This is a genomic window from Flavicella marina (assembly GCF_009193215.1).
Taxonomy (GTDB): Bacteria; Bacteroidota; Bacteroidia; order Flavobacteriales; family Flavobacteriaceae; genus Flavicella; species Flavicella marina.
In genome coordinates this window covers 173,517-197,758 of record NZ_VYVA01000006.1, presented here as the reverse complement: position 1 = coordinate 197,758, position 24,242 = coordinate 173,517, and the positions used below count along the sequence as shown (strand labels likewise).

Annotated in this window: 17 protein-coding genes; 8 read left to right on the top strand and 9 right to left on the bottom strand. The window is 34.8% G+C overall.

The features are described 5' to 3' along the window. Positions 1-195: 195 nt before the first annotated feature. The 4 genes from gatB/aspS to F6P99_RS12580 all read right to left on the bottom strand — a co-directional run bounded on the left by gatB/aspS (position 196) and on the right by F6P99_RS12580 (position 7,052). Positions 196-3,531: a bifunctional amidotransferase subunit GatB/aspartate--tRNA ligase AspS gene (gatB/aspS, locus tag F6P99_RS12595; protein ID WP_152287847.1), complete on the bottom strand. Its 3,336-nt coding sequence runs from the start codon at positions 3,529-3,531 to the stop codon at positions 196-198. Next, entirely contained in the window at positions 3,531-4,931 is a 1,401-nt protein-coding gene (locus tag F6P99_RS12590; protein ID WP_152287846.1) for an amidase family protein, read from the bottom strand. Before F6P99_RS12590 ends, gatB/aspS begins: the two co-directional genes overlap by 1 nt. A 1-nt stretch (position 4,932) precedes the next feature. After that, positions 4,933-5,202 (bottom strand): Asp-tRNA(Asn)/Glu-tRNA(Gln) amidotransferase subunit GatC, encoded by a 270-nt coding sequence (locus F6P99_RS12585; RefSeq protein ID WP_193316079.1) that lies wholly within the window; start codon positions 5,200-5,202, stop codon positions 4,933-4,935. 584 nt (positions 5,203-5,786) lie between these two features. After that, positions 5,787-7,052, bottom strand: a complete 1,266-nt coding sequence (locus F6P99_RS12580; protein ID WP_152287845.1) for a porin — start codon at positions 7,050-7,052, stop codon at positions 5,787-5,789. 378 nt (positions 7,053-7,430) lie between these two features. Here F6P99_RS12580 and gyrB point away from each other — a divergent pair, with 378 nt between their 5' ends. Together gyrB and mdh are read left to right on the top strand one after the other, a co-directional pair. Continuing rightward, complete coding sequence (gene gyrB, locus F6P99_RS12575) at positions 7,431-9,368, top strand: DNA topoisomerase (ATP-hydrolyzing) subunit B (RefSeq protein ID WP_152287844.1); 1,938 nt, start codon at positions 7,431-7,433, stop codon at positions 9,366-9,368. Positions 9,369-9,665: 297 nt separating this feature from the next. Continuing rightward, positions 9,666-10,592: a malate dehydrogenase gene (gene mdh / locus F6P99_RS12570; RefSeq protein WP_152287843.1), complete on the top strand. Its 927-nt coding sequence runs from the start codon at positions 9,666-9,668 to the stop codon at positions 10,590-10,592. A 31-nt stretch (positions 10,593-10,623) separates the two neighbouring features. On the opposite strand, the gene F6P99_RS12565 is transcribed toward mdh, so the two are convergent. The 4 genes from F6P99_RS12565 to sppA are packed head-to-tail and all read right to left on the bottom strand — an operon-like array spanning position 10,624 to position 14,761. Next, a complete protein-coding gene (locus F6P99_RS12565) occupies positions 10,624-11,577 on the bottom strand; it encodes a 5-oxoprolinase subunit C family protein (protein WP_152287842.1) in 954 nt (317 codons plus the stop codon). Then, complete coding sequence (gene pxpB / locus F6P99_RS12560) at positions 11,574-12,251, bottom strand: 5-oxoprolinase subunit PxpB (protein ID WP_226913077.1); 678 nt, start codon at positions 12,249-12,251, stop codon at positions 11,574-11,576. The genes F6P99_RS12565 and pxpB overlap by 4 nt, the downstream gene beginning before the upstream one ends. After that, positions 12,248-13,006, bottom strand: coding sequence for a 5-oxoprolinase subunit PxpA (locus F6P99_RS12555; protein ID WP_152287841.1), 759 nt, complete (start codon positions 13,004-13,006; stop codon positions 12,248-12,250). The genes pxpB and F6P99_RS12555 overlap by 4 nt, the downstream gene beginning before the upstream one ends. A 3-nt stretch (positions 13,007-13,009) precedes the next feature. After that, complete coding sequence (gene sppA, locus F6P99_RS12550; protein ID WP_152287840.1) at positions 13,010-14,761, bottom strand: signal peptide peptidase SppA; 1,752 nt, start codon at positions 14,759-14,761, stop codon at positions 13,010-13,012. A gap of 111 nt (positions 14,762-14,872) precedes the next feature. Between sppA and folK the strand changes: the two genes are divergently transcribed. After that, a complete protein-coding gene (gene folK, locus F6P99_RS12545; RefSeq protein WP_152287839.1) occupies positions 14,873-15,406 on the top strand; it encodes a 2-amino-4-hydroxy-6-hydroxymethyldihydropteridine diphosphokinase in 534 nt (177 codons plus the stop codon). 113 nt (positions 15,407-15,519) lie between these two features. Further along, a complete protein-coding gene (locus F6P99_RS12540) occupies positions 15,520-19,605 on the top strand; it encodes an OmpA family protein (protein WP_152287838.1) in 4,086 nt (1,361 codons plus the stop codon). A 67-nt stretch (positions 19,606-19,672) separates the two neighbouring features. Here F6P99_RS12540 and gldC read toward each other — a convergent pair whose 3' ends face one another. Beyond that, positions 19,673-20,011 (bottom strand): gliding motility protein GldC, encoded by a 339-nt coding sequence (gene gldC / locus F6P99_RS12535; RefSeq protein WP_152287837.1) that lies wholly within the window; start codon positions 20,009-20,011, stop codon positions 19,673-19,675. Between the two features lie 161 nt (positions 20,012-20,172). Between gldC and F6P99_RS12530 the strand changes: the two genes are divergently transcribed. The 4 genes from F6P99_RS12530 to F6P99_RS12515 all read left to right on the top strand — a co-directional run bounded on the left by F6P99_RS12530 (position 20,173) and on the right by F6P99_RS12515 (position 24,240). Then, on the top strand, positions 20,173-20,691 hold the full coding sequence (locus F6P99_RS12530) for a DUF4199 domain-containing protein (protein ID WP_152287836.1): 519 nt from the start codon (positions 20,173-20,175) through the stop codon (positions 20,689-20,691). A gap of 6 nt (positions 20,692-20,697) precedes the next feature. Continuing rightward, positions 20,698-21,651 carry a glycosyltransferase family 2 protein gene (locus F6P99_RS12525; RefSeq protein WP_152287835.1) on the top strand — a complete coding sequence of 318 codons (954 nt, stop codon included), beginning with the start codon at positions 20,698-20,700 and terminating at the stop codon, positions 21,649-21,651. An 87-nt stretch (positions 21,652-21,738) separates the two neighbouring features. Then, complete coding sequence (locus F6P99_RS12520) at positions 21,739-23,454, top strand: phospho-sugar mutase (protein WP_152287834.1); 1,716 nt, start codon at positions 21,739-21,741, stop codon at positions 23,452-23,454. A 78-nt stretch (positions 23,455-23,532) separates the two neighbouring features. Continuing rightward, a complete protein-coding gene (locus F6P99_RS12515) occupies positions 23,533-24,240 on the top strand; it encodes a glycosyltransferase (protein WP_152287833.1) in 708 nt (235 codons plus the stop codon). The last annotated feature ends 2 nt before the right edge of the window (positions 24,241-24,242 follow it).

The window sequence follows — 24,242 nt, the reverse complement described above, 5'->3', positions numbered from 1 at the left end:
CAGGTTTTTTCTCACTTATGAATTAAGAGAGTTCCACCACCATGTATTGTTTGTACTATTTTTCATTTCGTAATATTGAATGACAAATGTAATATTTTTTTTTAAATTATTATACCTCAGAATCAAAAATATAATTGAATATAAAAGTCGGCTAATTCACCGACTTTTATAGTTTTAAAAATTATTTTCTCATTACTATCTCATTATTTTCACATTCATCTCTTCTACCTTTTTATCAGATAACGGAGATGGACTTCCAAATAATAAATCTTCACTTGAACCTGTTTTTGGGAAAGCCATTACTTCACGTATTGAAGCTTTTTTCTCTAAAATCATCATCAAACGATCTACTCCCCATGCAATACCTCCGTGTGGTGGTGCTCCATAATGGAATGCTTCATACATCGTACCTACACTCTTCAGCATTTCTTCTTTGTTGTACCCCATGTTTTTATAGGTAGCTTCTAAGATCTCAGGTTTGTGTGCACGTACAGAACCTCCACCAATTTCATATCCATTTAGAATCAAATCGTATTGTTGTGCAATGATACTTCCGATCTCGTTTTCATTACCATTCATATGCTTGTCTAAATCGTACATCGCAGGCATAGAGAAAGGGTTATGAGTAAATGTCCACCTACCTTCGTCTGTTTTTTCAAACATCGGGAAATCTACTACCCAAGCAGGTCGCAATTCTTTTGGATTGATCAAACGTAACATAGCTCCTAATTCTTGACGAACAGCATCTAATGCTTTATTTGCCGTTTCGTAATCGGCAGCAGAGAAGAAAACAATATCTCCCACTTGAGCTCCAGTAGCTGCAATAATTCCTGATGCAATTTCCTCACCCAAGAATTTTATAATTGGCGATTGCAAATCATTTTCATTTACAATAATATACGCCAAACCACCTAATCCATGGTCTTGAGCAATGGCAGTTAATTTTTCGATCTGACCTTTAGACATTCGTTTGCTTCCTTGCTCTTCAGCAGAAACTTTGATACATTTTACAATTCCACCTTCTTCAATAGGCTTACTAAACACTTGGAATGTTGTATCTTTTACAATTTCAGTTATATCTTGCATTTGCAATCCGAAACGTAAATCTGGTCGATCACAACCATATTTATCCATAGCATCTTTATATGTCAACACTTCAAATGGCTTTAAAATCCATTTTTTCCCATAGATCTTCTTAACAATATCATTGAACATATGTGTATTCAAATCAATTATCTGCTGCATACTTGCATATGCCATTTCAATATCCAATTGCGTAAATTCTGGCTGACGATCTCCACGAGAATCTTCATCACGGAAACAACGCGCTATTTGAAAATACTTTTCAAAACCACCTACCATCAACATTTGTTTAAACTGCTGTGGTGCTTGTGGCAACGTATAAAACGACCCCGCTTGTTTTCTCGTTGGAACAATAAACTCTCTTGCTCCTTCATCCGTACCAGCTGTTAAAATAGGCGTTTCTATTTCTAAGAACTCCTGTTCATCCAAAATATCACGCATCAATTTAATTACTCTATGCCTGTTCACTACGGCTCTTCTTACGTCATCATTTCTGTGATCTAAGAATTTGTATTCAAAACGTACCGCTTCATTAGAACGTATCGCTCTTTTTATTTCAAAAGGCAATGTTCTAGAAAGGTTTAATATTTCTAAGGCCGTTGTTTCTAGTTCAATTTTACCTGAACGCAAACCAGCATTAAAATCTTCTTCCTTTCTCAACACGACACTACCAGTTACTGTAATTACAGATTCTGGTTTTAACTTCACCAACTCATCAAGATTTGCAAAAGTTTCTCTACTCAAGCGTACCTGCATGATTTCGTTACTTGAATCACGTAAATCAATAAACATCAACTCACCATGATCACGAACACTCGAAACCCATCCGGCCAATGTTACTATTTCATTTATATTATTTTCAGATAATTCCGAAATTTTATGTGTTCTGTATTCCTCTTTAATTACCAAAGGAATTTCAGGCAACACTTCTTGTTCTTTAGTTGTTGCACTCTGGTTGTTAGAAGTTGGATTTGAATCTTCAGTACCCTGAGTTTGTACAGTGGTAGCTTCTTGTCCACTTAAAGCATCTAATATGCCTTGACGAATAACCTTTCCTGAAGCTCCTTTCCCAATAATCGCAATTACTTTACCTACAAGAATACCAGCCTTACCTTGATTACCCGCTTTGATATCATTTGCAACAGCTTCATTTTCTGAAATAACTTTTGCGATCGCATCCTTAATTTGCTCTTCAGAAATCGTATTGTCCGCGAAATATTTCTTATAATCAAAAGTACTGTCTGCTAACAATGATTTGATTGCGTTTTGAACCAATACAACTGTAACTTTATCTTCTTTAAACAAACTAAAGATTGTAACTAAATCTTGCACGTTTGCAATATTAGCATACTCTTCTGGTTTGATGTTATTTGATAATGTTTTTGCTACAAATGACGGATCATTCAAAACATTATTAATTGCTACAAACACATCTGAACGTAATGAATCTGCTGTAAAAAATTTAGCATCTTGTGGTAGCACACCTCCCTCAATCAAAATAGACTCAACTGCATATGGCAAAACACTCGCGTCTACAGAAATACCATCTACCAATTTTTTAATAGACACAAAAGGTAAATCTGGTTCAGAGATAAAACGATAATCTGCTTCAAACTCTTTTTTACGCATTGTTTTGGTCTGCTTTAATTCAGCATCCCACAACACTGTTGTCTGCTCTGGACGAAATTCTTTGTGTTCTGTATAGTAGTTTAATTGCTTTTCAACTTCTTCTTTCAAAGAATCCACCATAAACTTAAACGAATTTAAGTTTTTGATTTCGGTTCTAGGATTCAAATCATCTGTTCCCTTTTTTCTAAGAGACACTGACACATCAGACTTGAATTCTCCTTTCTCAAGGTTCGCTTCTGATATTTTTAAGTTTTGTACAATTCGTTGAATATACTGCGCACATGTTGAAGCATCTTCAATATTTCGAATACAAGGTTCAGTAACAATTTCTATCAACGGAACTCCAGCCTTATTAAAATCAACTAACGAAATTTTCTTTTCGTGCATCAATTTTGCAGCATCTTCTTCGATATGTACTTGCGTCAATTCTACCGTAAACTGTGACCCATCGTTTCTATAACAAGAAACTTGTCCGTCAGGAATTACTGGATTGTGAAATTGAGTAATTTGAATATTCTTTGGGTTGTCTGGATATTCGTAATGTTTACGATCCCAAGAAATCACCTCATTAGAAAAAGAAGAGTTTACCGCTTTACCAAAATAAACAGCTTTTGAAACCGCTTCTTTATTAACTGCTGGTAAAACTCCCATTTGACCTGTACATACAGAGCAAATATTTTCGTTAGGTGTTTCTATTTCTTGATTTGGACAAGAACAAAACAACTTGGTTTTGGTATTCAATCGGACATGTGTTTCTAATCCGATTACCAATTCTAAATCGTGGGCTTGTAAAGCCGAGTTTAATTGCTCTAATTCCATTATAATGTATCTTTTAAGAAGTTAGCAAACTTCAATACTTGTTCTTCATTTCTTTTTGCTGCTGTTATTTGCAAGCCGGTAACAGTTCCTTGAGGTACTGTCAATGTTGGCAACTGTCCCAAACTAAATCCAACAGTATATTCATCAGACAAATACATGGCCAAAGGATCTTTCAAACTATCTCCAATTACTGGTGGAGCAGCCGGTGTAACAGGTGATAAAATAATATCTACCTCTTGAAAATCTTTTTCGAAATTTTCTGCAATCTGATCTCTTAAAGCCAATCCCTTCAGATAAATAGCATCAGAAAACCCTTGAGACAACACTTGATTTCCTCCTACAACTCTACGTTTAGTTTCTTCAGAAAAATTCTCTGAACGCGTTACTGCATAAGTTTCTTTCAAGTTTTTATCTTCAATTCTGTTTCCATAATTGGTACCATCTAACCTAGAAAGGTTTGAAGCAGTCTCGGCCATAGCCAAAGTATAATAGGTTGAAACCAACGTATCTGATTTAAAGAAATCTAATTCTTTTACTTCGATTCCTTTTTCTTTTATTTTTTCAACTGCAGCTAAAAAATCTGCTTTAACTGTCGTATCAATAGCATCACTTTCAATAAAGTTTTTGAAATAACCTACTGTTTTTACACCGTCAATTGTAGCTATACTTTCTTCTCCGATTGCCTCTGAAGCATAAGTAGTTTGATCTTTACCATCTTTACCACTCATCACATTTAGCACTATTCTAATATCTTCAATCGATTTTGCCAAAGGCCCAACGCAATCTGTTGACGAAGCATATGCCATAATTCCATATCGTGAAATTCTACCATAGGTAGGTTTCAATCCGTAAATATTGTTATAGCCGGCTGGCTGACGAATCGAACCTCCAGTATCTCCACCAATTGAAAAAACGGTATAATCTTTTGCTACATTTACAGCAGAACCACCACTTGATCCTCCACCAACTAAATTTGCATCTACTGCATTTTTTACAGCTCCGAAAATCGTGTTTTCAGAAGAAGAACCATGACCAAAACTATCGCAATTTTCTTTTACCAAAGGAATTGCACCTGCATCTAACAATTTTTGAATAGCGGTTGCAGTATAAGCCGATTTATAATTTTTCAACAAATCAGAACTTGCTGTTGTATACGTTCCTTGAACCATGTATACATCTTTAATTCCAAACGGAATTCCTTCTAACAAACCTATTTCTTCTCCTTTTGCTATTTTAGCATCTACCTTTGCAGCAGCAGCCAATGCAGATTCTTCTAGAAGAGAATTTACGGTATTGTGCGTATTTTGTTTTAACAAGTCCAATTTTTCTTGCACGAGCGCTGTACAAGTTATTTGTTTAGACACCAATTGTTGGTGTATTGCTTTTATCTGAGACTCCATCTTAATCTTCAATAACTTTTGAAACAACTAAATAACCATTCTTTTCATTCGGAAAATTTTCTTTGATGATTTGTCTTTCCAAATCACTGCTTTTTACGACCTCATCTTCACGTAAATCATCAACAGACACTGCATTTATATTGACATTATTTAAAGAGTTATTATTTGTAGGATGTGCATTTCGAATTACATCAAACAATTGATTCACCGATTCTGACGGCTTGGCCCCTTTAATACTCGACAAGATGTCGACTGTCATTATTTTACTCATGTCTTAATATTTAGTTTATAAATCAAACTTTTAAGCTGGCAAAATTACGAAAGTTTTAGCGGAGTTCGAAGGTTATCTTTACGAAAATTACATTCAATAATATAGCCTTCGATTTATAATCAAAAGAACGTTTGAATTTTATTAAATTTGGCATATTTACTAAGAGAACTAAAAGACCGTGTACAGAACAAGCCTCGAAAAACGTCTTTATGTTGTTGAATTAAAAATCAACAAATCAAAAAAAGACTATAAATACACAATAAAAGACAAATTAGCTCTGGCTGCAGCAGTAATTTTCATAGGTCTAAAAGGACCCAATATGAGAAAAAATGGCAACTCAAAATCTTTGATAGAAACGCTCAAAATAAACTATATTGAAGGTTCAATAATCTGCTTTTTAATAGGACTATTTATTGTTGCTTTCGTTATTCTAGGTTTGCGCACACAACACAAAAGAAAATTAAAAAAACTAGTCGAAGAAAAAACAAGACTGGAAACACTTATCAAATCTGAAAAAACCAAAAACGTTTTCTAACAACTTTAGCAGCCATTAAAAAACGTTTGACCAATAAAAAACTATAATTCTATTTCAAGGCTAATTGATATTGAAGCACCGCCATACCTTTAGCATCTTTCTGTTTCAATGTATTCTCATCAAATAATGGACGGTATTGGTAACCTAAACTAATTTTATTAGAATGCTTGCCATTTATCATAAAATTCACATTAAAATCATACACTGTCATATTATCCTCTAGAGAATCCCAATTAGAGTGCTGTATCGAAATATTTGGCTGAATAATCATATCTTCACCTAGAACTTTTGTTTTCTCAAACGCATATCCAAATTGCATATAAATAGAACCTCCTGTTCCGATCATCGGAAAAGCAACTCCGGCTCCATTGAAATCTCCTCCTCCACTTGTAATATTATTGGCTCCTACATTACGCAAATAACCCTGACCGAAACCATAGTAATAATATCCTAAATAAGCAGTAATTGCGTCATCATTCGCCAAAGGCAAATTCAAAAAAGAATCTACAGCCCAGTGATTCATATCATAAAACTCTGTATTCTCATCTGCTGCATCACCATTACTCATAGCATCTTCTTGATATTGAAAACCAGCCCCAATGTTGAATACTTTTTTATTCTGCATATAAGTACCTACTTGATATGCCGATTTATTAGACTCATGTTCAAAAAACTGATACTTAACATAAGAAGATGTTTTTATGCGAGGTCTATTGTTTGCAAAATCAATAGCACCATTTGGAGCTGTGGTAACGATATCTGGTTTATTAAAGGTCAATCGATAGTCGAATTTACCTACTTGTCCTTTAAACCAAACACCATATTGACGTCCTAGATCATCATTTTTCTCAACCGTATTCAAACTAAACAAAGGAGAATCCAACCCCATCAAACTACTGCTCGATCTAATATTCCATCGATTCAAACCTTGCCATCCGGATTTCCCCAATCCCACTTCCAAATACTTCGCAAATGAATACTCTGCATACAAATCTAAGATTCCTATTTTCATTTCGGTATTCTTCATATTATAGTTATTTCCCCCAATAATAGAATACAAAAACACTTTTGGCGTTACTTGTGAAGAAATTGGTATACGTAGCCTTCTTATTGATATATCTGTATAACTCGCTGTTGGTTCACCGTTTATTTCAGACCCTTCATTCAAATCAGAATACCGCAACCATATCTGTCCAGATAAATTCCATTTAATTACAGGCTTAAAAACCTCTTTTTCTTGAGCAGCACCCAAAATAGGACTAAATAATATTACAAACAATAACCACTTAGAAAGACCTTTTATTATATTTTTCATTTTGCTGTAGATTTAGCATTATTCTTCGTCAAAATTAACCGCTTCACAACCATCAAAACATGACTTACATCAGTTTGTAATAACACTAATTTGCAGGTATAGTTTTCAATCGATTTCGCGCTACAAAATTATCGATTATTCTTTTTCCTCAACAAAATCACCATAAAAATATGCGTTTTAAGAGATTTTCCACAAATCAAACTCAAAAAACCTCAACAAAAACATTAATTTAAGATTTAAGATTGTTTTTAGAGCGTTTAAGACGTTTTTAGAGTTATCAACATTTTTTCATTTTTTAAACAATCTTCTGTAATAAGTCCGCCAATTCGTTATATTTGTTTGGTTCGAAAAAAAATAATAAAATTTATACATAATTATATGAGCGATGTAAATTCAAATCAGTATTCTGCAGATAGTATCCAGGCCCTTGAGGGAATGGAACATGTTAGAATGCGTCCTTCGATGTATATTGGAGATGTAGGTGTAAGAGGTTTACACCATTTAGTATACGAAGTTATTGACAACTCTATCGATGAAGCTTTAGCGGGTCACTGTAACAATATTACAGTATTCATTAATGAAGACAATTCTATTACCGTAAAAGATGACGGTCGTGGTATTCCGGTTGGAATTCATAAAAAAGAAGGTGTTTCAGCGCTTGAAGTTGTAATGACAAAAATTGGTGCCGGTGGAAAATTCGACAAAGACTCTTATAAAGTTTCTGGAGGATTACACGGTGTTGGTGTTTCTTGTGTGAATGCCTTATCTGACCATCTTAAAGCCACCGTTTTTAGAGAAGGAAAAATTTGGGAACAAGAATACGAAAGAGGTAAAGCTCTTTACCCTGTAAAACAAATAGGAGACACTGAAAAAAGAGGAACGGAAGTAACCTTTACTCCTGACAAAACTATTTTTCAGCAAACTACAGTTTACAATTACGAAACCTTAGCAGCTCGTTTAAGAGAGTTGGCATACCTAAACAAAGGAATCACCATCATCTTAGTTGACAAAAGAGAGCAAGATGACGAAGGAAACGATGTAACAGAAACATTCCACAGTACAGAAGGTTTAAGTGAATTTGTAAAATACCTCGACAGTACTCGTGAACAATTGACTGCTGGAGTTATCGCAATGGAAGGAGAAAAAAACGGAATTCCTGTAGAAGTTGCGATGGTATACAACACATCATATGCTGAAAACCTTCACTCCTATGTAAATAATATCAACACACATGAAGGGGGTACTCATTTATCTGGTTTCCGAAGAGGATTGACAGGTACGTTAAAAAAGTACGCTGATAATTCAGGCTTGTTAAAAAACTTGAAATTTGATATTGCCGGAGATGATTTCCGTGAAGGACTTACAGCTATTGTCTCTGTAAAAGTTCAAGAACCTCAATTCGAAGGACAAACAAAAACTAAATTAGGTAACCGTGAAGTTTCTGCTGCCGTTTCACAAGCCGTTTCTGAAATGTTAACTGATTATTTGGAAGAAAATCCAAATGATGCTAAATCTATCGTTCAGAAAGTAATCTTGGCTGCACAAGCAAGACATGCTGCTCGTAAAGCCAGAGAAATGGTACAACGTAAGACAGTAATGTCTATTGGTGGTTTGCCTGGTAAATTATCTGACTGTTCAGAAACTGATCCAGAACAATGTGAAATTTTCTTAGTTGAGGGAGATTCTGCCGGTGGAACTGCAAAACAAGGGCGTGATAGAAATTTTCAAGCAATTTTGCCATTGCGTGGAAAAATTCTAAATGTTGAAAAAGCTATGGTTCATAAAGTTTTTGAAAACGAAGAAATCAAAAACATGTTTACCGCTTTGGGTGTTACCATTGGTACCGAAGAAGATAGCAAGGCTTTGAATTTATCAAAACTGAGATATCACAAAGTAGTAATCATGTGTGATGCCGATGTAGATGGTAGTCATATTGCCACACTTATCTTAACCTTCTTCTTTAGATTTATGAGAGAAATGGTGGAGCAAGGTTATGTATACATTGCAACACCTCCATTGTACTTAGTTAAAAAAGGACAAAAAAGAGAATATGCTTGGGATGATGACCAACGAGATTTAATTGTTCAAAAAATGGGTGGTAGTGCTTCTATTCAAAGATATAAAGGTTTGGGAGAGATGAATGCTGAACAACTTTGGGACACGACGATGAACCCAGAGTTTAGAACATTGAGACAAGTTGTGATCGACAACGATGTTGAAGCTGATCGAGTGTTCTCTATGTTGATGGGTGACGAAGTACCACCTCGTAGAGATTTTATTGAAAGAAATTCAAAATACGCGAATATTGATGCGTAATTGAACTTTTATTATAATTTATAAACACAGTCTAATTTAATTTTTAGACTGTGTTTTGTTTTATACCAGTTTTATACTGCACTCAACTTTCAAAAATAACACAAAAATTAAATTCTAAAACTGATAAAAATCATTGTCAAAACCCAACCACAAACACAACAAAAACAAGGACTTAACCACTATTTCGATTTCGAAAAAAAATCGAAATTCTATTCATAAAAACTACTCTTTTTAATCATTAATCACTAAATTTACGACAAGTAAAAAAAGGATATAAATAATTAAAATTCATAAAAGATGAAAGTTACCGTTGTCGGAGCAGGTGCTGTCGGTGCAAGTTGTGCTGAGTACATTGCAATTAAAAATTTTGCAAGTGAAGTTGTTATAGTAGATATTAAAGAAAATTACGCAGAAGGAAAAGCAATGGACCTTATGCAAACAGCTTCTTTGAATGGCTTTGACACAAAAATTACAGGTAGTACGAATGACTACGAAAAAACTGCCAATAGCTCAATAGCGGTTATTACAAGTGGTATTCCTCGTAAACCAGGAATGACTCGCGAAGAATTAATTGGTATCAATGCTGGAATTGTAAAAACGGTATCTGAAAACATCATCAAACACTCTCCGAATGCAATTATAATTGTTGTTAGTAATCCAATGGATACTATGACGTATTTAGCTCACAAAGCTACAGGCTTGCCTAAAAACCAAATCATAGGTATGGGAGGAGCTTTAGATAGTGCACGTTTCAAATACAGATTAAGCGAAGCTTTGGAAGCTCCAGCTTCTGATGTTGACGGAATGGTTATTGGTGGTCACAGTGACACTGGAATGATTCCTTTAACTCGTTTGGCAACAAGAAACTCTGTACCCGTAAGTGAATTTTTATCAAATGAAAAACTAGAAGAAGTTGCTAAAGCAACGATGGTTGGTGGAGCTACATTAACTGGTATGCTAGGTACTTCTGCTTGGTATGCACCTGGCGCTGCAGTTTCTGCAATGGTTCAAGCAATTGCTTGTGATACAAAGAAAATTTTCCCATGTTCAACTTTGTTAGATGGCGAATACGGATTAAACGATCTTTGTATTGGAGTACCAGTTGTATTAGGTAAAAACGGAATTGAAAAAATCGTTGAGATTGCATTAAGCGATGCAGAAAAAGACAAATTAGCGAATAGTGCTGCCGCTGTAAAGAAAACGAATTCTTTATTAGAAATCTAACATCTTTTCCCGGATCAAATAAAAAAGAGACCTAGTATAGGTCTCTTTTTTTATGCTCAATATGTAAAGCAAGTTTTGTAAACTCTGTTTCTTTATTGTAATAAACTGCCTGAGCCTTCTCTAAAGAAATTTTCCTGAACCTAATTTTATCACCTGGTTTCTGTTGTGCCAAAATAGATAGATCGGCCTTAATCACATTTAATACCCTAGGATACCCTCCTGTGGTTTGTGCATCGGCTAGCAATACAATCGGCATACCACTTGATGGAAGTTGTACAGTACCCTGTACAATCCCTGATGAAATCATTTCAGAACCTAAATCAAGCTCCACAACTTCATTTAAACGCACTCCCATTCTATTACTAGCTGAACCAACTGTAAATCCGCAAGTAAACAAAACCTCTTTTCCTGCTTTCGATAAAAGATGAAACTCCGGTCCTTCTATCACCCGAACAGGCATAGTGCTGTATGAATTTTGTACTAAATGAACTGGAACTTTTTTCTCTTCAAAACTTGCATCTACATTTCCCAACAATAAAGAATCTCCTGCGGCCAATGCCTGCCCGTTAAGTCCTCCTAATTTGGCATAATCATACGTAGCTTTGCTATTCATTTCGTGAACAACATCAAATCCACCTGAAACCGATAAATAAGTTCTACAACCATTTTTAAGCTTTCCAAAACTAAGCATACTGTTTTTGGATACTTTAATTGCGGAATTCATTTCTACCAATTTTCCGTCAATCTTGGGTTGCATATCGGCTCCAGTAATACCTATTACAACTTCTTTATGAAAACGCAAAACAGGTCCAGTTAAGGTAATTTCTAATACCGCTTCATTTATTGCGTTACCCACCAACCAATTCGCCAACCTAAAAGCATCTTTATCTAATACACCAGAAACAGGCATTCCATATTTTTGAAATCCAAATCTACCTACATCTTGTATCGTAGTATACAAACCTGACTTTACAACTTCAATCATTGGAATGTGTTGATAAATTCATCTTTTGAAATCTCATAAAATCGAATCCCATCACCTTGTTGTATCTTGAAATAATTTGATGAATTCGATTTATCAAAAAACTTTACTGGAGATTTACCAATAATCTGCCAACCTCCAGGACTATCTAATGGATAAACTCCTGTTTGCCCTCCTGCAATTCCAACTGACCCAGAGGCGACTTTTAACCTTGGTTTTTCTTTTCTTTCACAGCGCAATCGAGTATCCATACCACCTAAGTAAAAAAAACCCGGCATAAAACCCAACATGTATACAAGATATTCTTTTGACGTATGCAGCTTTACAATTTCCTCTTTTGATAAATTCGTTTTCGAAATTACTTCTTTCATATCTAAAGCAAATTCCTCATCATAACACACAGGTATTTGCACTATATTCTTTTCGGGAATTGAAATTTTCTCAATATCAAGTTCTTCTAGTTGAGACTTTAGTTCGCTATATGGAATTTGCAGAAAATCATAATAAACGGTGACGGTGTTATAACTCGAAATTAACTCACCAACACCAACTATAGAAGAGCTTTCTATTGCTCTAACAAATGAAACAACTTTTTGATGCACCTCTAACGAAATTACCTCTCCTAAGGTAACCAAAAGTGCAGCATCTCCAAAAGGCTCAATTTTCAAGGGCTTCAAAATGACTGAATTTTTATCTCATTTTCTATAAATGCAGCTCTCAGCGACTTGACCAACGCTAAAGCAGCATTGTTATCTCCATGAACACAAATACTTTGTGCGTTTAACTTCACATAGGTGTTTTCTTCAGTCAACACTTGTTGATCTCGCACCATCTGCAAACATCTTTCTTTCACTAAAACCGCATCGTCTATCACCGCATTGGGTTCTTCTCTAGAAACAAGATTCCCCTCTATTGTATAGCTTCTATCGGCAAAAACCTCTGAAATAAACTCAGTTCCCATTTCCATTGCAGCTTCTTCCATTTTTGAGTTCGCCAACCCTAACAACGCTAATTTAGGATCAATCTCCTGCATAATTTCTAAAATAGCTCTAGAAAGCTTTGAATCTGCAGCAGCAGCATTGTATAAAGCCCCGTGGGGTTTTACATGACGCAGCACACCTCCTCTTAAAGAAGTAAAATGATACAAACTTGATATCTGAAATCTAATACATGCTTTTAATTCTTTCTCTGGTAAAGTCATAAACTTTCTTCCGAAGTTTTCTAAATCAGGAAACGAAGGATGCGCTCCAATAGATACATTGTGTTCAATTGCCAAATCAATTGCATTTTGAATTGTTAATGGGTCTCCCCCATGCAATCCACATGCAATATTGCAAGAACTTATGAGAGGAATCAAAGCTGCATCATTGCCAATCTTTCGATCGAAATAACTTTCACCAACATCACAATTAATATCAACAGAAAACTTCATGTTTTATTCAATTTCTAACACGTATGGCATTGCCATTTGAATACCCTTTTTGTGCTTCAATGCGTTTAATTTTTGAAACAACACAAAATTTGAATCACCTAACAATTCTTTTACAATTGTTTCTTCCGATTTCATAAATGGCATACTTTTGAAAGAGTCTTTCAATTCTTTTTCGTAATTCGGAAAATTCTGAATCTTATAATCATCAACCTCTGCTAAAGAAGCCGCTGATAAAATAGCTTGTGACAAACCTCCTATTTCATCTACCAAACCATTTTCTTTTGCCTCTTTACCTGACCACACTCTACCTTGAGCTAATTCGTGTACTTGGTCATAGGTCATACCTCTTCCTTCAGCAACTTTAGAAACGAAAGTTTTATAAATAAAATCTACACCTTGCTTGGTAACTTCGTAAAATTTGGGATCTAATTTTGAAAAAGCACTGTAATGAGGGTTTTTATTAGTACTCACTCTTTCTGAATTGATTCCGATATTCTTAGAGAATTTATTAACGTTAGGCAAAATTCCGAAAACTCCAATTGAACCTGTAATCGTAGTTGATTCAGCATAAATCCTATCTGCATTACAAGCAATGTAATAACCACCCGACGCTGCATAATTTCCCATAGAGACTACCAATGGTTTTTTACTTTTGGCATTCTCCAATGCTCTCCAAATTATATCTGATGACAAGGCACTCCCTCCAGGTGAGTTTACTCTAAAAACAATAGCCTTCACAGCTTCATTACTTGCTGCTTTATCGATTGCTTTGACCATCATTCTTTGACCGATTACATTTTCATCACCATCACCGTAAATTATTTCTCCTTGTGCATAAATCACAGCAATTTTATTTTGGTCTGGATTTGTTTCTAACTCAAAATTCAATTCTGTTTTGGTATAATCCTGGAGACTTATGGTATGAAAGTTATCTAAAGACAAACTTTCTTGGATCTTTTCTTTATACGCATCATAATATATTGCAGCATCAACCAAATTATTTTCTAGAGCCAAGTCCGCGTTACGACCACCTAATTCATCTGCTATTCTATTCACATCTTCTTCAGAAATTTTTCTTGAAGTAGCAGTCATATAAGCAATATCACCCCACAAAGATTCTAACAAGGCTTTTATCTGAGCTCGATTCGACTCACTCATTTCATTTTCTAAAAACGGTTCAACAGCACTTTTGTATTTTCCGTGACGTACGACTTCCATTTTCACTCCGTACTTATCTTGAAAATCTTTAAAAAACAAAACTTCTGAAGACAAGCCTTTCAACTCAACTTGCCCCACCGGGTTCACAAAAATCGAATCGGCAACGGTACTCAAAAAATATTCTTTTTGACCATAAAAATCAGCATATGCATAAACCAACTTACCAGATTGTTTAAAATCAATAAGCTCTTTTCTGATTTCGTTCAACTGACTCATACCAACTGTCATCATCGTTGGCTCGATACTAATTCCTTTAATTTTAGGGTCATTCTTCGCGCGTCGAATAGCCTTTGTAATTGAATTCATTCCAATGTATTCAGCAGGCAACCCTAACAACTCAGAAAAAGGATCAATTTCATTTGCCACATAATCTTTAATTGGTGTTTCTAATTTAATTCGTAAAATGCTGTTGTTTTGAAGCTTCACCTCAGACTCTCCACCTAAAGAAACTCCAATAATTACCAACCCAATTAGCAGTAAACCAAAAGCCATAAAGAAACCAATGGCTGATGAAATAATATTTTTCAGAAAATTCATGTCTTTTTTTTAATGAACAAATATAACTATTCAATTTTTCTTTTGTTTCTTTGTTTTAAATTATTAGTCGCTACCCCCAAAGATGTTTTTTCTTCGAAAAAATAGAAACGCATGACAGATTACAAGAGAGTCTACTTATCAATTGGGAGCAACTTGCTAGACAAAAAAGCAAACTTACAAGCCGCCATAGATGAAATTCACCTTACTACAGGTGAAATCACAAATATTTCGTCTATATACAAGACTCCTTCTTGGGGTTTTGAGGGTGAAGATTTCTACAACATCTGTATAGAATTACAAAGCAATGTACCAGCATCACCCCTACTGAAAAAACTGCTTGAGATAGAAACATTGTTAGGACGCAAAAGAGGTCTAACTGAAGGATACCAAGACAGATTGATAGATATTGATATGGTTTTGTATGAAAACATAGAGATAAACACTGACTTTATAGCACTGCCACATCCGAAGGCTGTTGATCGAAAATTTGTTTTATATCCACTTAGAGAAATACTTTCTTTAGAAAACGCATCAATCAACAGAAAAAATATTGACAAATTAATTGATCATTGTATTGACAAAAGTCCTATTGAAAAGGTCTCATCGCAAGTATTAGAAACTCCTCAAAAAGGCTATCAAACATAATAAAACGAACAATTTGTCGTTTTTTTAATTGACAGATTTACAGTTTAAATAAAAATAATATAATTATTTTTGCAGCAATTACCTAAAACAATAAAACCTAATAAAAATTACGCATGTCTTTAAAAAACAAAACCTTTCACTTTTTGGTTTTCCTATGCATTGCCAATGCCGCTTTTTCTCAAAAAGCTCAAAAAGACTCCTCTGAAAAAGAACCCGCTAAAGAAGTTAAGGATTCTTATAACACTTGGTCTTTAGGGTTAGGACTCATCAACCAAAATTCGTTTGGAGATCTGTCTTCAAGATTGAATGGAGATATAAAAAACCACACCAACTTAGGTTTTTACATCTATGGAAGTAAAATGTTCAATCCTATTTTAGGAATGGAAATGAAATTTGACTACACCAACCTGGGAGCTTCAGGGCAAGGTTTTACGGGGTACAATGCTATTCGAGGAATTGATGAAACATTATATGGGTCACAAATCTTAAGCATGGATGGAAATAAATATGGCATCGAATTTAGTGGAATCCTTAATTTGAGTAATCTGTGGAAGTTGAACAGCACTCAGTGGAATTGGGCATTTCTTGCTGGTTTCGGATTCAATTCGTACCAAGCTACTTTATATGATGAGGCAGATACTGAAATTTACAATATAGGAAACAATAACCGTGCGAAATCTGGTTTTGTAAACGTAGGATTGGATTTAAAATATAGGATAAATAATAGATTTGATGTTCAACTGCGTCCTTCTTTGTATCTAAATCATCAAGATAACATAGACGCTGCGGTCTCTTCAAAACACAACTATGAAACCTATTTAGCAACACATTTAGGTATTGTATATAAATTTGGTAAAGAAAAAAGACATGCTGCTTGGGCCAACAATGAAGACATTGGAGACGAAAGATTTCAAGTTGTTGATACAGATGAAGACGGTGTAATTGATGAAGTAGACAAAGAACCAGACACGCCTACTGAAGCTATGGTTTACGGAAGCGGTATAGCTATCGATAGTGATATGGACGGTATTCCTGACCACATAGATAAATGTCCATTCTTAAAAGGTATTGAAGCAAATGAAGGGTGTCCAGAAGACCGAGACGGCGATGGCGTTTACGATTACGATGATGTTTGTCCTGATGTAAAAGGAGTTGCAGAGAATTTAGGTTGTCCGAGAGAAAATGCTGCCGACGATATTTCAAATAGAATTTTCCTTTTAGCGAAAAGCATTTATTTCAAAACAAACAGTGATCAAATCTTAGGAGATTCATATACCATCTTAAATGAGATTGCTAATATTATGTTGCAATATCCAAACACTAAATTTACGATTGATGGGCATTCAGATAACACAGGTACACCAGATTACAACCTGTATTTATCTGAAAAAAGAGCCTCTAGCGTATTGAATTATTTGGCTGAGAAAGGTGTAAACGAAGAACGTTTATTTGCCTTCGGATATGGTATTGAACAACCTACACACAGTAACAAAACTGCTGAAGGAAGAAAAAGAAACCGTCGTGTAGAAATTAACTACATCCAACCAGACTCTGACAGAGGAAAAGAGGTTTATGAAGAAGGCATCAATCCAACCGAATCAATGGAAGTAGTTCAACCTAATATCGCTGGTGACTTTAGTGACTCTGATGGTGATGGTGTTGCCGATATTTTAGACCAAGAACCAAACACGCCTAAAGGTGCCTTAGTTTATGGTAATGGTGTTGCGATTGACACAGACAAAGATGGAATTCCAGACTATGCAGACGAATGTCCTTTTGACTATGGTACTACAGAAAACAAAGGTTGTCCAGAAACTATTTCTGTTACGAACGAAAACGGAGAATCTATCACAATCAATGATAGTGACAAAGATGGAGTTGTTGATGCGTTAGACAGAGAACCTAACACTCCTGAAGGAGCTAAAGTTTATGGGGATGGAGTTGCGATTGATACAGATAAAGATGGTGTAATTGACTTGTATGACAAATGTCCATTACTACCTGGAACTTCAGAAAACGAAGGCTGCCCAGAAAACTATGTTGCCTCTGAAGCAAACAACACTCAACCAATTAGTATCAACGATATGGATGGTGATGGTGTTATGGATGCCTTAGACAAAGACAATGAAACACCACTTGGTGCCAAAGTTTATGGTAACGGTGTAGCTATTGACACAGACAACGACGGGGTTATTGATCTACATGATAACTGCCCATTAAAACAAGGTACTTTAGAAAACGAAGGTTGTCCAGAGAATATTGACATTGCTTCAAGTGGTGGTAAAATAAGCATCAATGATGCCGATGGTGATGGTGTAATTGACTCTCTTGACAAAGAACCTAACACTCCTTTAGATGCTAGAGTTTACGGGAACGGAGTTGCTGTTGATACAGATGGAGATAGCATTCCTGACTACAAAGATGGATGTCCTTTAGAATATGGTACTATCGAAAACGATGGGTGTCCACTTTCTCCAGACAGCGATGGTGATGGAGTACCAAATGAATACGACAAAGAGCCTAACACTCCATTTGGTGTTAAAGTGTATGGTAATGGAGTAGCGATGGATTTAGATAGCGATGGCACACCAGACCATAGAGATGCTTGTCCATTGCAACCAGGACCAAGTTCAAAAGGAGGCTGTCCTGAAATTACTGAAGAATCATCAGGTGCTACAGTTCAATTGACAGATACAGACAAAGATGGAGTTATGGATCAATTTGATGTAGAACCAAACACTCCTGCAGGCGCAAAAGTATATGGTAATGGTGTATCTGTAGATTCTGACAATGATGGAATTCCAGACCACTCAGACAAATGTCCAAACATTTCAGGTACTGAAGATTTAGAAGGATGTGCACCGAAACAAAAACAAACAGACATCAATGTAGGAGCAGGTATCGCAGTAAACGGAACGACAAATTCTTCAACCGTTGAAATGAATGATTCTGATGGTGATGGTGTTATGGATCAATTTGATCAAGAAAAAAACACTCCTAAAGGAGCAAAAGTTTACGGAAATGGAGTATCAATGGACACAGACAATGATGGTATTCCAGACCATTCTGACAAATGCCCATTGGTTGCTGGTTCTAAAAAATTAGATGGTTGCAAAGAGGAGGTTGCTCAAAAAGAAGTACAGCAATTAGAGTTGATTGACACAGATAACGATGGCGTAATAGATCAATTTGACAAAGATCCAAATACACCAGCAGGTGCATTGGTATACGGAAACGGAATTCCTATCGATAGTGATAGAGATGGATTGCCTGACTACAAAGATAAATGTCCTTTGAAAGCGGGTCCTGTTGAAAATGAAGGTTGTCCTAAATCCGAAAAAGAATTTGATTGGAATGACGATGACAATGATGGTGTTGTAAATGAATTTGATAAAGAGCCAAACACTCCTGCCAATGCAAGAGTTTATGGAAATGGAGTGGCTGTTGATTCAGACTATGACGATGTACCAGATCACATCGACGATTGTCCTTTCAAAGCAGGTACAAAAGAAAACAAAGGGTGTCCTGAAATTGAAGGAGCTGTTGAAGCCAACACAAAAGATTCTGACAAAGACGGTGTAATTGATTTATATGACAAAGAACCAGATACACCTTATGGTGTTAAGGTTTATTCAAACGGAGTTTCGTTAGATTCAGATAAAGATGGAGTACCAGATTACAAAGACAGATGTCCGAAAATCAAAGGTCTAACTGAAAATGAAGGATGTCCGAAAGACGAAGATTTAGATGGAGATGGTGTTGCGGATGCAGATGATTTATGTCCTGATGTACCTGGAACAGAAGCAAACAAAGGGTGCCCAGACAAAAATTTCGACAAAAGTGTTTATTTAAGAATTGAAGGTTTAGCACAAAAAATCAAATTCGAAAGAACGAAAAACACTTTAACAAATAGCACTATGGAAATTTTGGATGATATTTTAAAAATCATGGAAGAGTATCCAGCTACAAAGTTTGAAATTGCTTCGCATACAGACAACAAACACAACGAGAAATATAGTTTGTTTCTATCGAAACGAAGAGCGAATGCTATCCTAAAATATTTAGTAGATGGTGGGATCAATGAAGATAGACTTACTTCTGAAGGATATGGAGATACACAACCTAAATACTCTAATACTGGAGATTTAGCGACCAGTGAATTAAACAATAGAATTGAGTTTAATTTTAGAGATAATTAACAAGAAGATATTGAAAACAAAAAATCCCCTAAGCAAAGCTTAGGGGATTTTTTGTTTATGAAAAATTTTATTTTTTCTTCAATTCCAATTTTTCTTCGAAATAGTCACAAAAATCTCGCATGGTTGCAGCCATTTTATCATCATTGGTTGCTCTTTCGAAAGTATGACTCATTGACACTAAAGTTTGATGAAAAAATTGCTTCATCTCATCTACCGGCATGTCTTTTGTCCATAAATCAATTCTTAAAGTATCCTTTTTTTTCGGATCCCAAACAGATAGCATAATGGATTTTGTTTCTTCACTTGCCACTCCTCCATCTTCAGCATTCCACTTAATTTTTTCGGGAACTTTGTTCTCGTCTAATCCTATTTCAAATTCTATTTTAGATGTATGTGCTATTGCCATAATATTTTCATTTTTATATATCGTGCAAAGATACAGCAAACTAAATCAATGTTCAAAGTCAAAACTCACTGATTGTGACAAGAAATTCTATTAAAACATTTTATAGAAACGAAATATTCTTTGAGCTAAATAAGTATATTTGTGCAACAAAAAAATAAAATATGAGTCCAAAAGAAATCAGCAAAAGCATTATCTTAAAATATGGTTTGCTTTTAGGTGCCATTTCGGTTCTTATGAGTGTTATATTGTACGCATTAGACAAACACTTAGAACAAAATCAAGCCGTAGGAATTATCAGTATCTTATTTATTCTTGCTGCCATCATTTTAGGAATAAAAACATTTTCGAAATTTGGGAAATTAACTTTTGGCGAAGGATTAAAGATTGGTATTGGTATTGCTGTAGTTGGAGCCATTGTAATTACTGTGTACAACTATATTTTTACTAGTTATATCGAGCCTGACTTTGTAAATCAACTCGGTGAGGTCCAGCGTAAAGCGATGGAATCCTCAGGAGAATTAACCACTGAACAAATAGACAAACGAATAGAAAAGTTAAAAGAAGGTGCGAACTCGTTTATCACACCTGCTATAGGAATTGTTTTCACCGCTTTTCTCGGATTTGTTTTTTCGGCAATTACCACGGTTATTTTTATCAAAATAAATGAAAACAAAAACTAGTCTGCTATGCAAATTTCTTTGGTTATCCCATTATTAAATGAAGAAGAGTCATTAAGAGAACTTCATGATTGGATTGTAAAAGTAATGACGGAGCATGCATTGAGTTATGAGGTATTGTTTATCGATGATGGAAGCACAGATAAATCATGGGAAATTATTGAAGAACTACAAGCTAAAAATCAACATGTTTTAGGACTACGTTTTTCTAAAAACTATGGAAAATCTCAAGCCTTAAACGCGGGATTTAAAAAAACAAAAGGTGAGGTTGTCATCACCATGGATGCAGATTTACAGGATGCTCCGGATGAAATTCCTTCTCTCTACAAAAAAATAACAGAAGAAGGTTACGACTTAGTAAGTGGATGGAAGAAAAAAAGATACGATTCAAAAATCAGAAAAAACATTCCTTCAAAACTATTTAACTGGGCAGCTAGAAAAACTTCAGGTATTCAATTGAATGATTTTAATTGTGGGTTAAAAGCTTACAAAAGCAATGTTGTGAAAACAATTGATGTACATGGTGAAATGCATCGATATATACCTGTCTTAGCAAAAAATGCAGGGTTCTCAAATATTGGTGAACAAGTGGTAAAACATCAAGCCAGAAAATATGGTCATACTAAATTTGGCATGGAACGTTTTATCAATGGTTTTTTAGATTTATTAACTATTTGGTTTGTAAGCAAATTTGGCAAAAGACCTATGCATTTATTTGGTTTGCTAGGCACATTAATGTTTGTAATCGGTTTTTTTGCCGCATTTACCATAGGAGCAATTAAATTATTGAATGTATTTTACTTTGAGAAACCTTCTCCTTTGATAACTGATACACCATTTTTTTATATATCGCTAACTACAATGATTTTGGGAACTCAATTATTCTTAGCAGGGTTTATTGGCGAGTTAATTTTAAGAACTAAAAAGAACATTCCGAACTATCAAATAACGAAAGAAATTTAAGAAACCGTTTTAGTAATTTTTTATTGAGCAAAAAGAATAAACCGTTTCAAAAACTATATTTTTGTAAAAAATTTTAGACAGTAAAATATGAATACGCAAGAAATCCAGACAGCAGCCAAAAAATGGTTATCTCAAACTTTTGACGCAAACACACAAAAAAAAGTTCAAGCACTACTTGATGCTAATTCTGATGTATTGGCCGATAGCTTTTACAAAGATTTAGAATTTGGTACCGGAGGTATGAGAGGTTTGATGGGTGTTGGTACAAATCGTATCAATAAATATACTTTAGGTAAAGCCACTCAAGGTCTTGCTAATTATATTTTACAAATAAATAACGAAGGAAATTCTAGTGTTGTTATCGCCTATGATTGTCGACATAACAGTGATACTTTAGCTAAAACTGTAGCTGATGTTTTAACTGCGAACGGAATCAAAGTGTTTTTATTTGAAGCCTTACGAACAACTCCAGAACTATCATTTGCAGTGAATTACTTAAACTGTGATGCTGGTATTGTTTTGACAGCTTCTCATAACCCGCCAGAGTACAATGGATATAAAGTATATTGGAAAGATGGAGGGCAAATTGTGCCACCAAACGATTCTGCAATTATCAATGAGGTAAACAAATTAGATTTTTCAGAAATAAAATTTGACGCAAACGAAAATTTATTAGAATATATTGGTGAAGAAGTTGACAATGCTTTCACAGACGCTTCAGTTGCGAATGGAAGCTTAGAATTAACGAATAGAGATGACTTAAAAATCGTTTTTACTTCTTTACATGGAACTTCAATTACTGCAATGCCACAAACGCTGGAAAAAGCAGGATATAAAAATGTTTATATCGTTGAAGAACAAAGCAAACCTGATGGGAATTTCCCAACGGTTGCGTCTCCCAACCCAGAAGAACCTGCTGCATTAAAAATGGCATTGGAGTTGGCAGAAAAAGAAAATGCTGATATTGTTATTGGAACAGACCCAGACAGTGACAGAGTAGGAATTGCTGTAAGAGATTTAGAAGGTAATTTAAAATTACTAAACGGAAATCAGACGATGGTAGTAATGACTGATTTCTTGATGAAAAAATGGCAAAAAGAAGGGAAACTGAATGGAAAACAATTTGTAGGAACCACCATTGTGTCAACAGACATGGTTGAAGAAGTTGCAAAATCGTATGGTGTTGAAACAAAAATTTGCTTGACCGGTTTCAAATGGATTGCCAAAATGATTGTTGACTTTCCTGAATTAGAATTTATCGGTGGTGGTGAAGAAAGTTTCGGTTATATGGTTGGTGATTTTGTCCGTGATAAAGATGCTATTACTTCTGCCCTATTGGCCTGTGAAATTGCAACTTACGCAAAAGGACAAGGAAGTTCTTTTTACAATGAATTGTTACAATTATATACAAAACACAACTTCTTCAAAGAACATTTGATCTCTATTACCAAAAAAGGAATGGATGGTGCTGCACAGATCCAACAAATGATGGTTGATTTGCGTGCAAATGCTCCTAAAGAAATCGATGGCGAAAAAGTATTATTTGCATACGATTATGATTCTTCTATTTGTAAAAACATCATATCTGGCGAAGAAACAACTATTGACATGCCAAAATCTAATGTATTGATTTTTTATACGGAAAATGGAACTAGAATTGCTGCAAGACCAAGTGGAACTGAGCCCAAAATTAAGTTTTATTTTAGTGTAAATAACAAATGTGATTCTGTAGAAACGGCAGAACAAACAGAAAAGGAATTGGATGCTAAAATCCAAAGAATTATTAAAGAATTAAATTTATAATTCTTTGACTATACCATAACTCTCTTAGATATTTTTATGATTATCGAAAAAATAAAACACTTTATTATTTCTCTCATTATGTATCTAAGGGAATTTATTTCTCCTCCTGCGAACATTCCTTATCACGAAATTCCTATAATAATTAACAATTTCAACAGGCTTGAATATTTAAAAATATTACTTGATGGCTTAGAAAAGAGAAATTATACGAACATCTACATATTGGACAATCAGTCAACTTATCCTCCTCTTTTAGATTTTTATAAAGCGACAAAACATCATGTTATTTTTCTTGAAAAAAATTATGGATTCAGAGCACTTTGGAAATCTAAATTGTATAAAAAATTTACAGGAAATTATTTTGTTTATACGGACTCTGATCTAGAAATCATTGACGATTGCCCTGAAAATTTTCTTGAAATATTTAGGAACAAATTGACAAATGACAAGATGTGTAGCAAGGTTGGTTTTTCATTAAAAATCGATGATTTACCTGATCATTACAATCAGAAACAAACAGTAATAGCTTGGGAAAAAAAATTCTACTCAAAACCGTCGCTAGACAAAAAATATTACAAAGCTCCTATTGATACCACATTAGCATTGTACAGACCTTATTCTTTTAAGCATATACGCTCTGAGCATTCTAAAATATATAGAGCTGCTGCCCCTTTTCAAGTAAAACACTTACCTTGGTATATTGACGATAACAACCTCTCTGAAGAAAATCAATACTACATAAGTACATCAAACCAACAAAGCACCTGGTTTCAACACTTAAAATAAAT

What these genes read in the sequence shown, in the direction of transcription:
- gatB/aspS (WP_152287847.1), bottom strand. Translation starts at nt 3,531, where the DNA reads ATGGAATTAGAGCAATTAAACTCGGCTTTACAAGCCCACGATTTAGAA.
- F6P99_RS12590 (WP_152287846.1), bottom strand. Translation starts at nt 4,931, where the DNA reads ATGGAGTCTCAGATAAAAGCAATACACCAACAATTGGTGTCTAAACAA.
- F6P99_RS12585 (WP_193316079.1), bottom strand. Translation starts at nt 5,202, where the DNA reads ATGAGTAAAATAATGACAGTCGACATCTTGTCGAGTATTAAAGGGGCC.
- F6P99_RS12580 (WP_152287845.1), bottom strand. Translation starts at nt 7,052, where the DNA reads ATGAAAAATATAATAAAAGGTCTTTCTAAGTGGTTATTGTTTGTAATA.
- gyrB (WP_152287844.1), top strand. Translation starts at nt 7,431, where the DNA reads ATGAGCGATGTAAATTCAAATCAGTATTCTGCAGATAGTATCCAGGCC.
- mdh (WP_152287843.1), top strand. Translation starts at nt 9,666, where the DNA reads ATGAAAGTTACCGTTGTCGGAGCAGGTGCTGTCGGTGCAAGTTGTGCT.
- F6P99_RS12565 (WP_152287842.1), bottom strand. Translation starts at nt 11,577, where the DNA reads ATGATTGAAGTTGTAAAGTCAGGTTTGTATACTACGATACAAGATGTA.
- F6P99_RS12555 (WP_152287841.1), bottom strand. Translation starts at nt 13,006, where the DNA reads ATGAAGTTTTCTGTTGATATTAATTGTGATGTTGGTGAAAGTTATTTC.
- sppA (WP_152287840.1), bottom strand. Translation starts at nt 14,761, where the DNA reads ATGAATTTTCTGAAAAATATTATTTCATCAGCCATTGGTTTCTTTATG.
- folK (WP_152287839.1), top strand. Translation starts at nt 14,873, where the DNA reads ATGACAGATTACAAGAGAGTCTACTTATCAATTGGGAGCAACTTGCTA.
- F6P99_RS12540 (WP_152287838.1), top strand. Translation starts at nt 15,520, where the DNA reads ATGTCTTTAAAAAACAAAACCTTTCACTTTTTGGTTTTCCTATGCATT.
- gldC (WP_152287837.1), bottom strand. Translation starts at nt 20,011, where the DNA reads ATGGCAATAGCACATACATCTAAAATAGAATTTGAAATAGGATTAGAC.
- F6P99_RS12530 (WP_152287836.1), top strand. Translation starts at nt 20,173, where the DNA reads ATGAGTCCAAAAGAAATCAGCAAAAGCATTATCTTAAAATATGGTTTG.
- F6P99_RS12525 (WP_152287835.1), top strand. Translation starts at nt 20,698, where the DNA reads ATGCAAATTTCTTTGGTTATCCCATTATTAAATGAAGAAGAGTCATTA.
- F6P99_RS12520 (WP_152287834.1), top strand. Translation starts at nt 21,739, where the DNA reads ATGAATACGCAAGAAATCCAGACAGCAGCCAAAAAATGGTTATCTCAA.
- F6P99_RS12515 (WP_152287833.1), top strand. Translation starts at nt 23,533, where the DNA reads ATGTATCTAAGGGAATTTATTTCTCCTCCTGCGAACATTCCTTATCAC.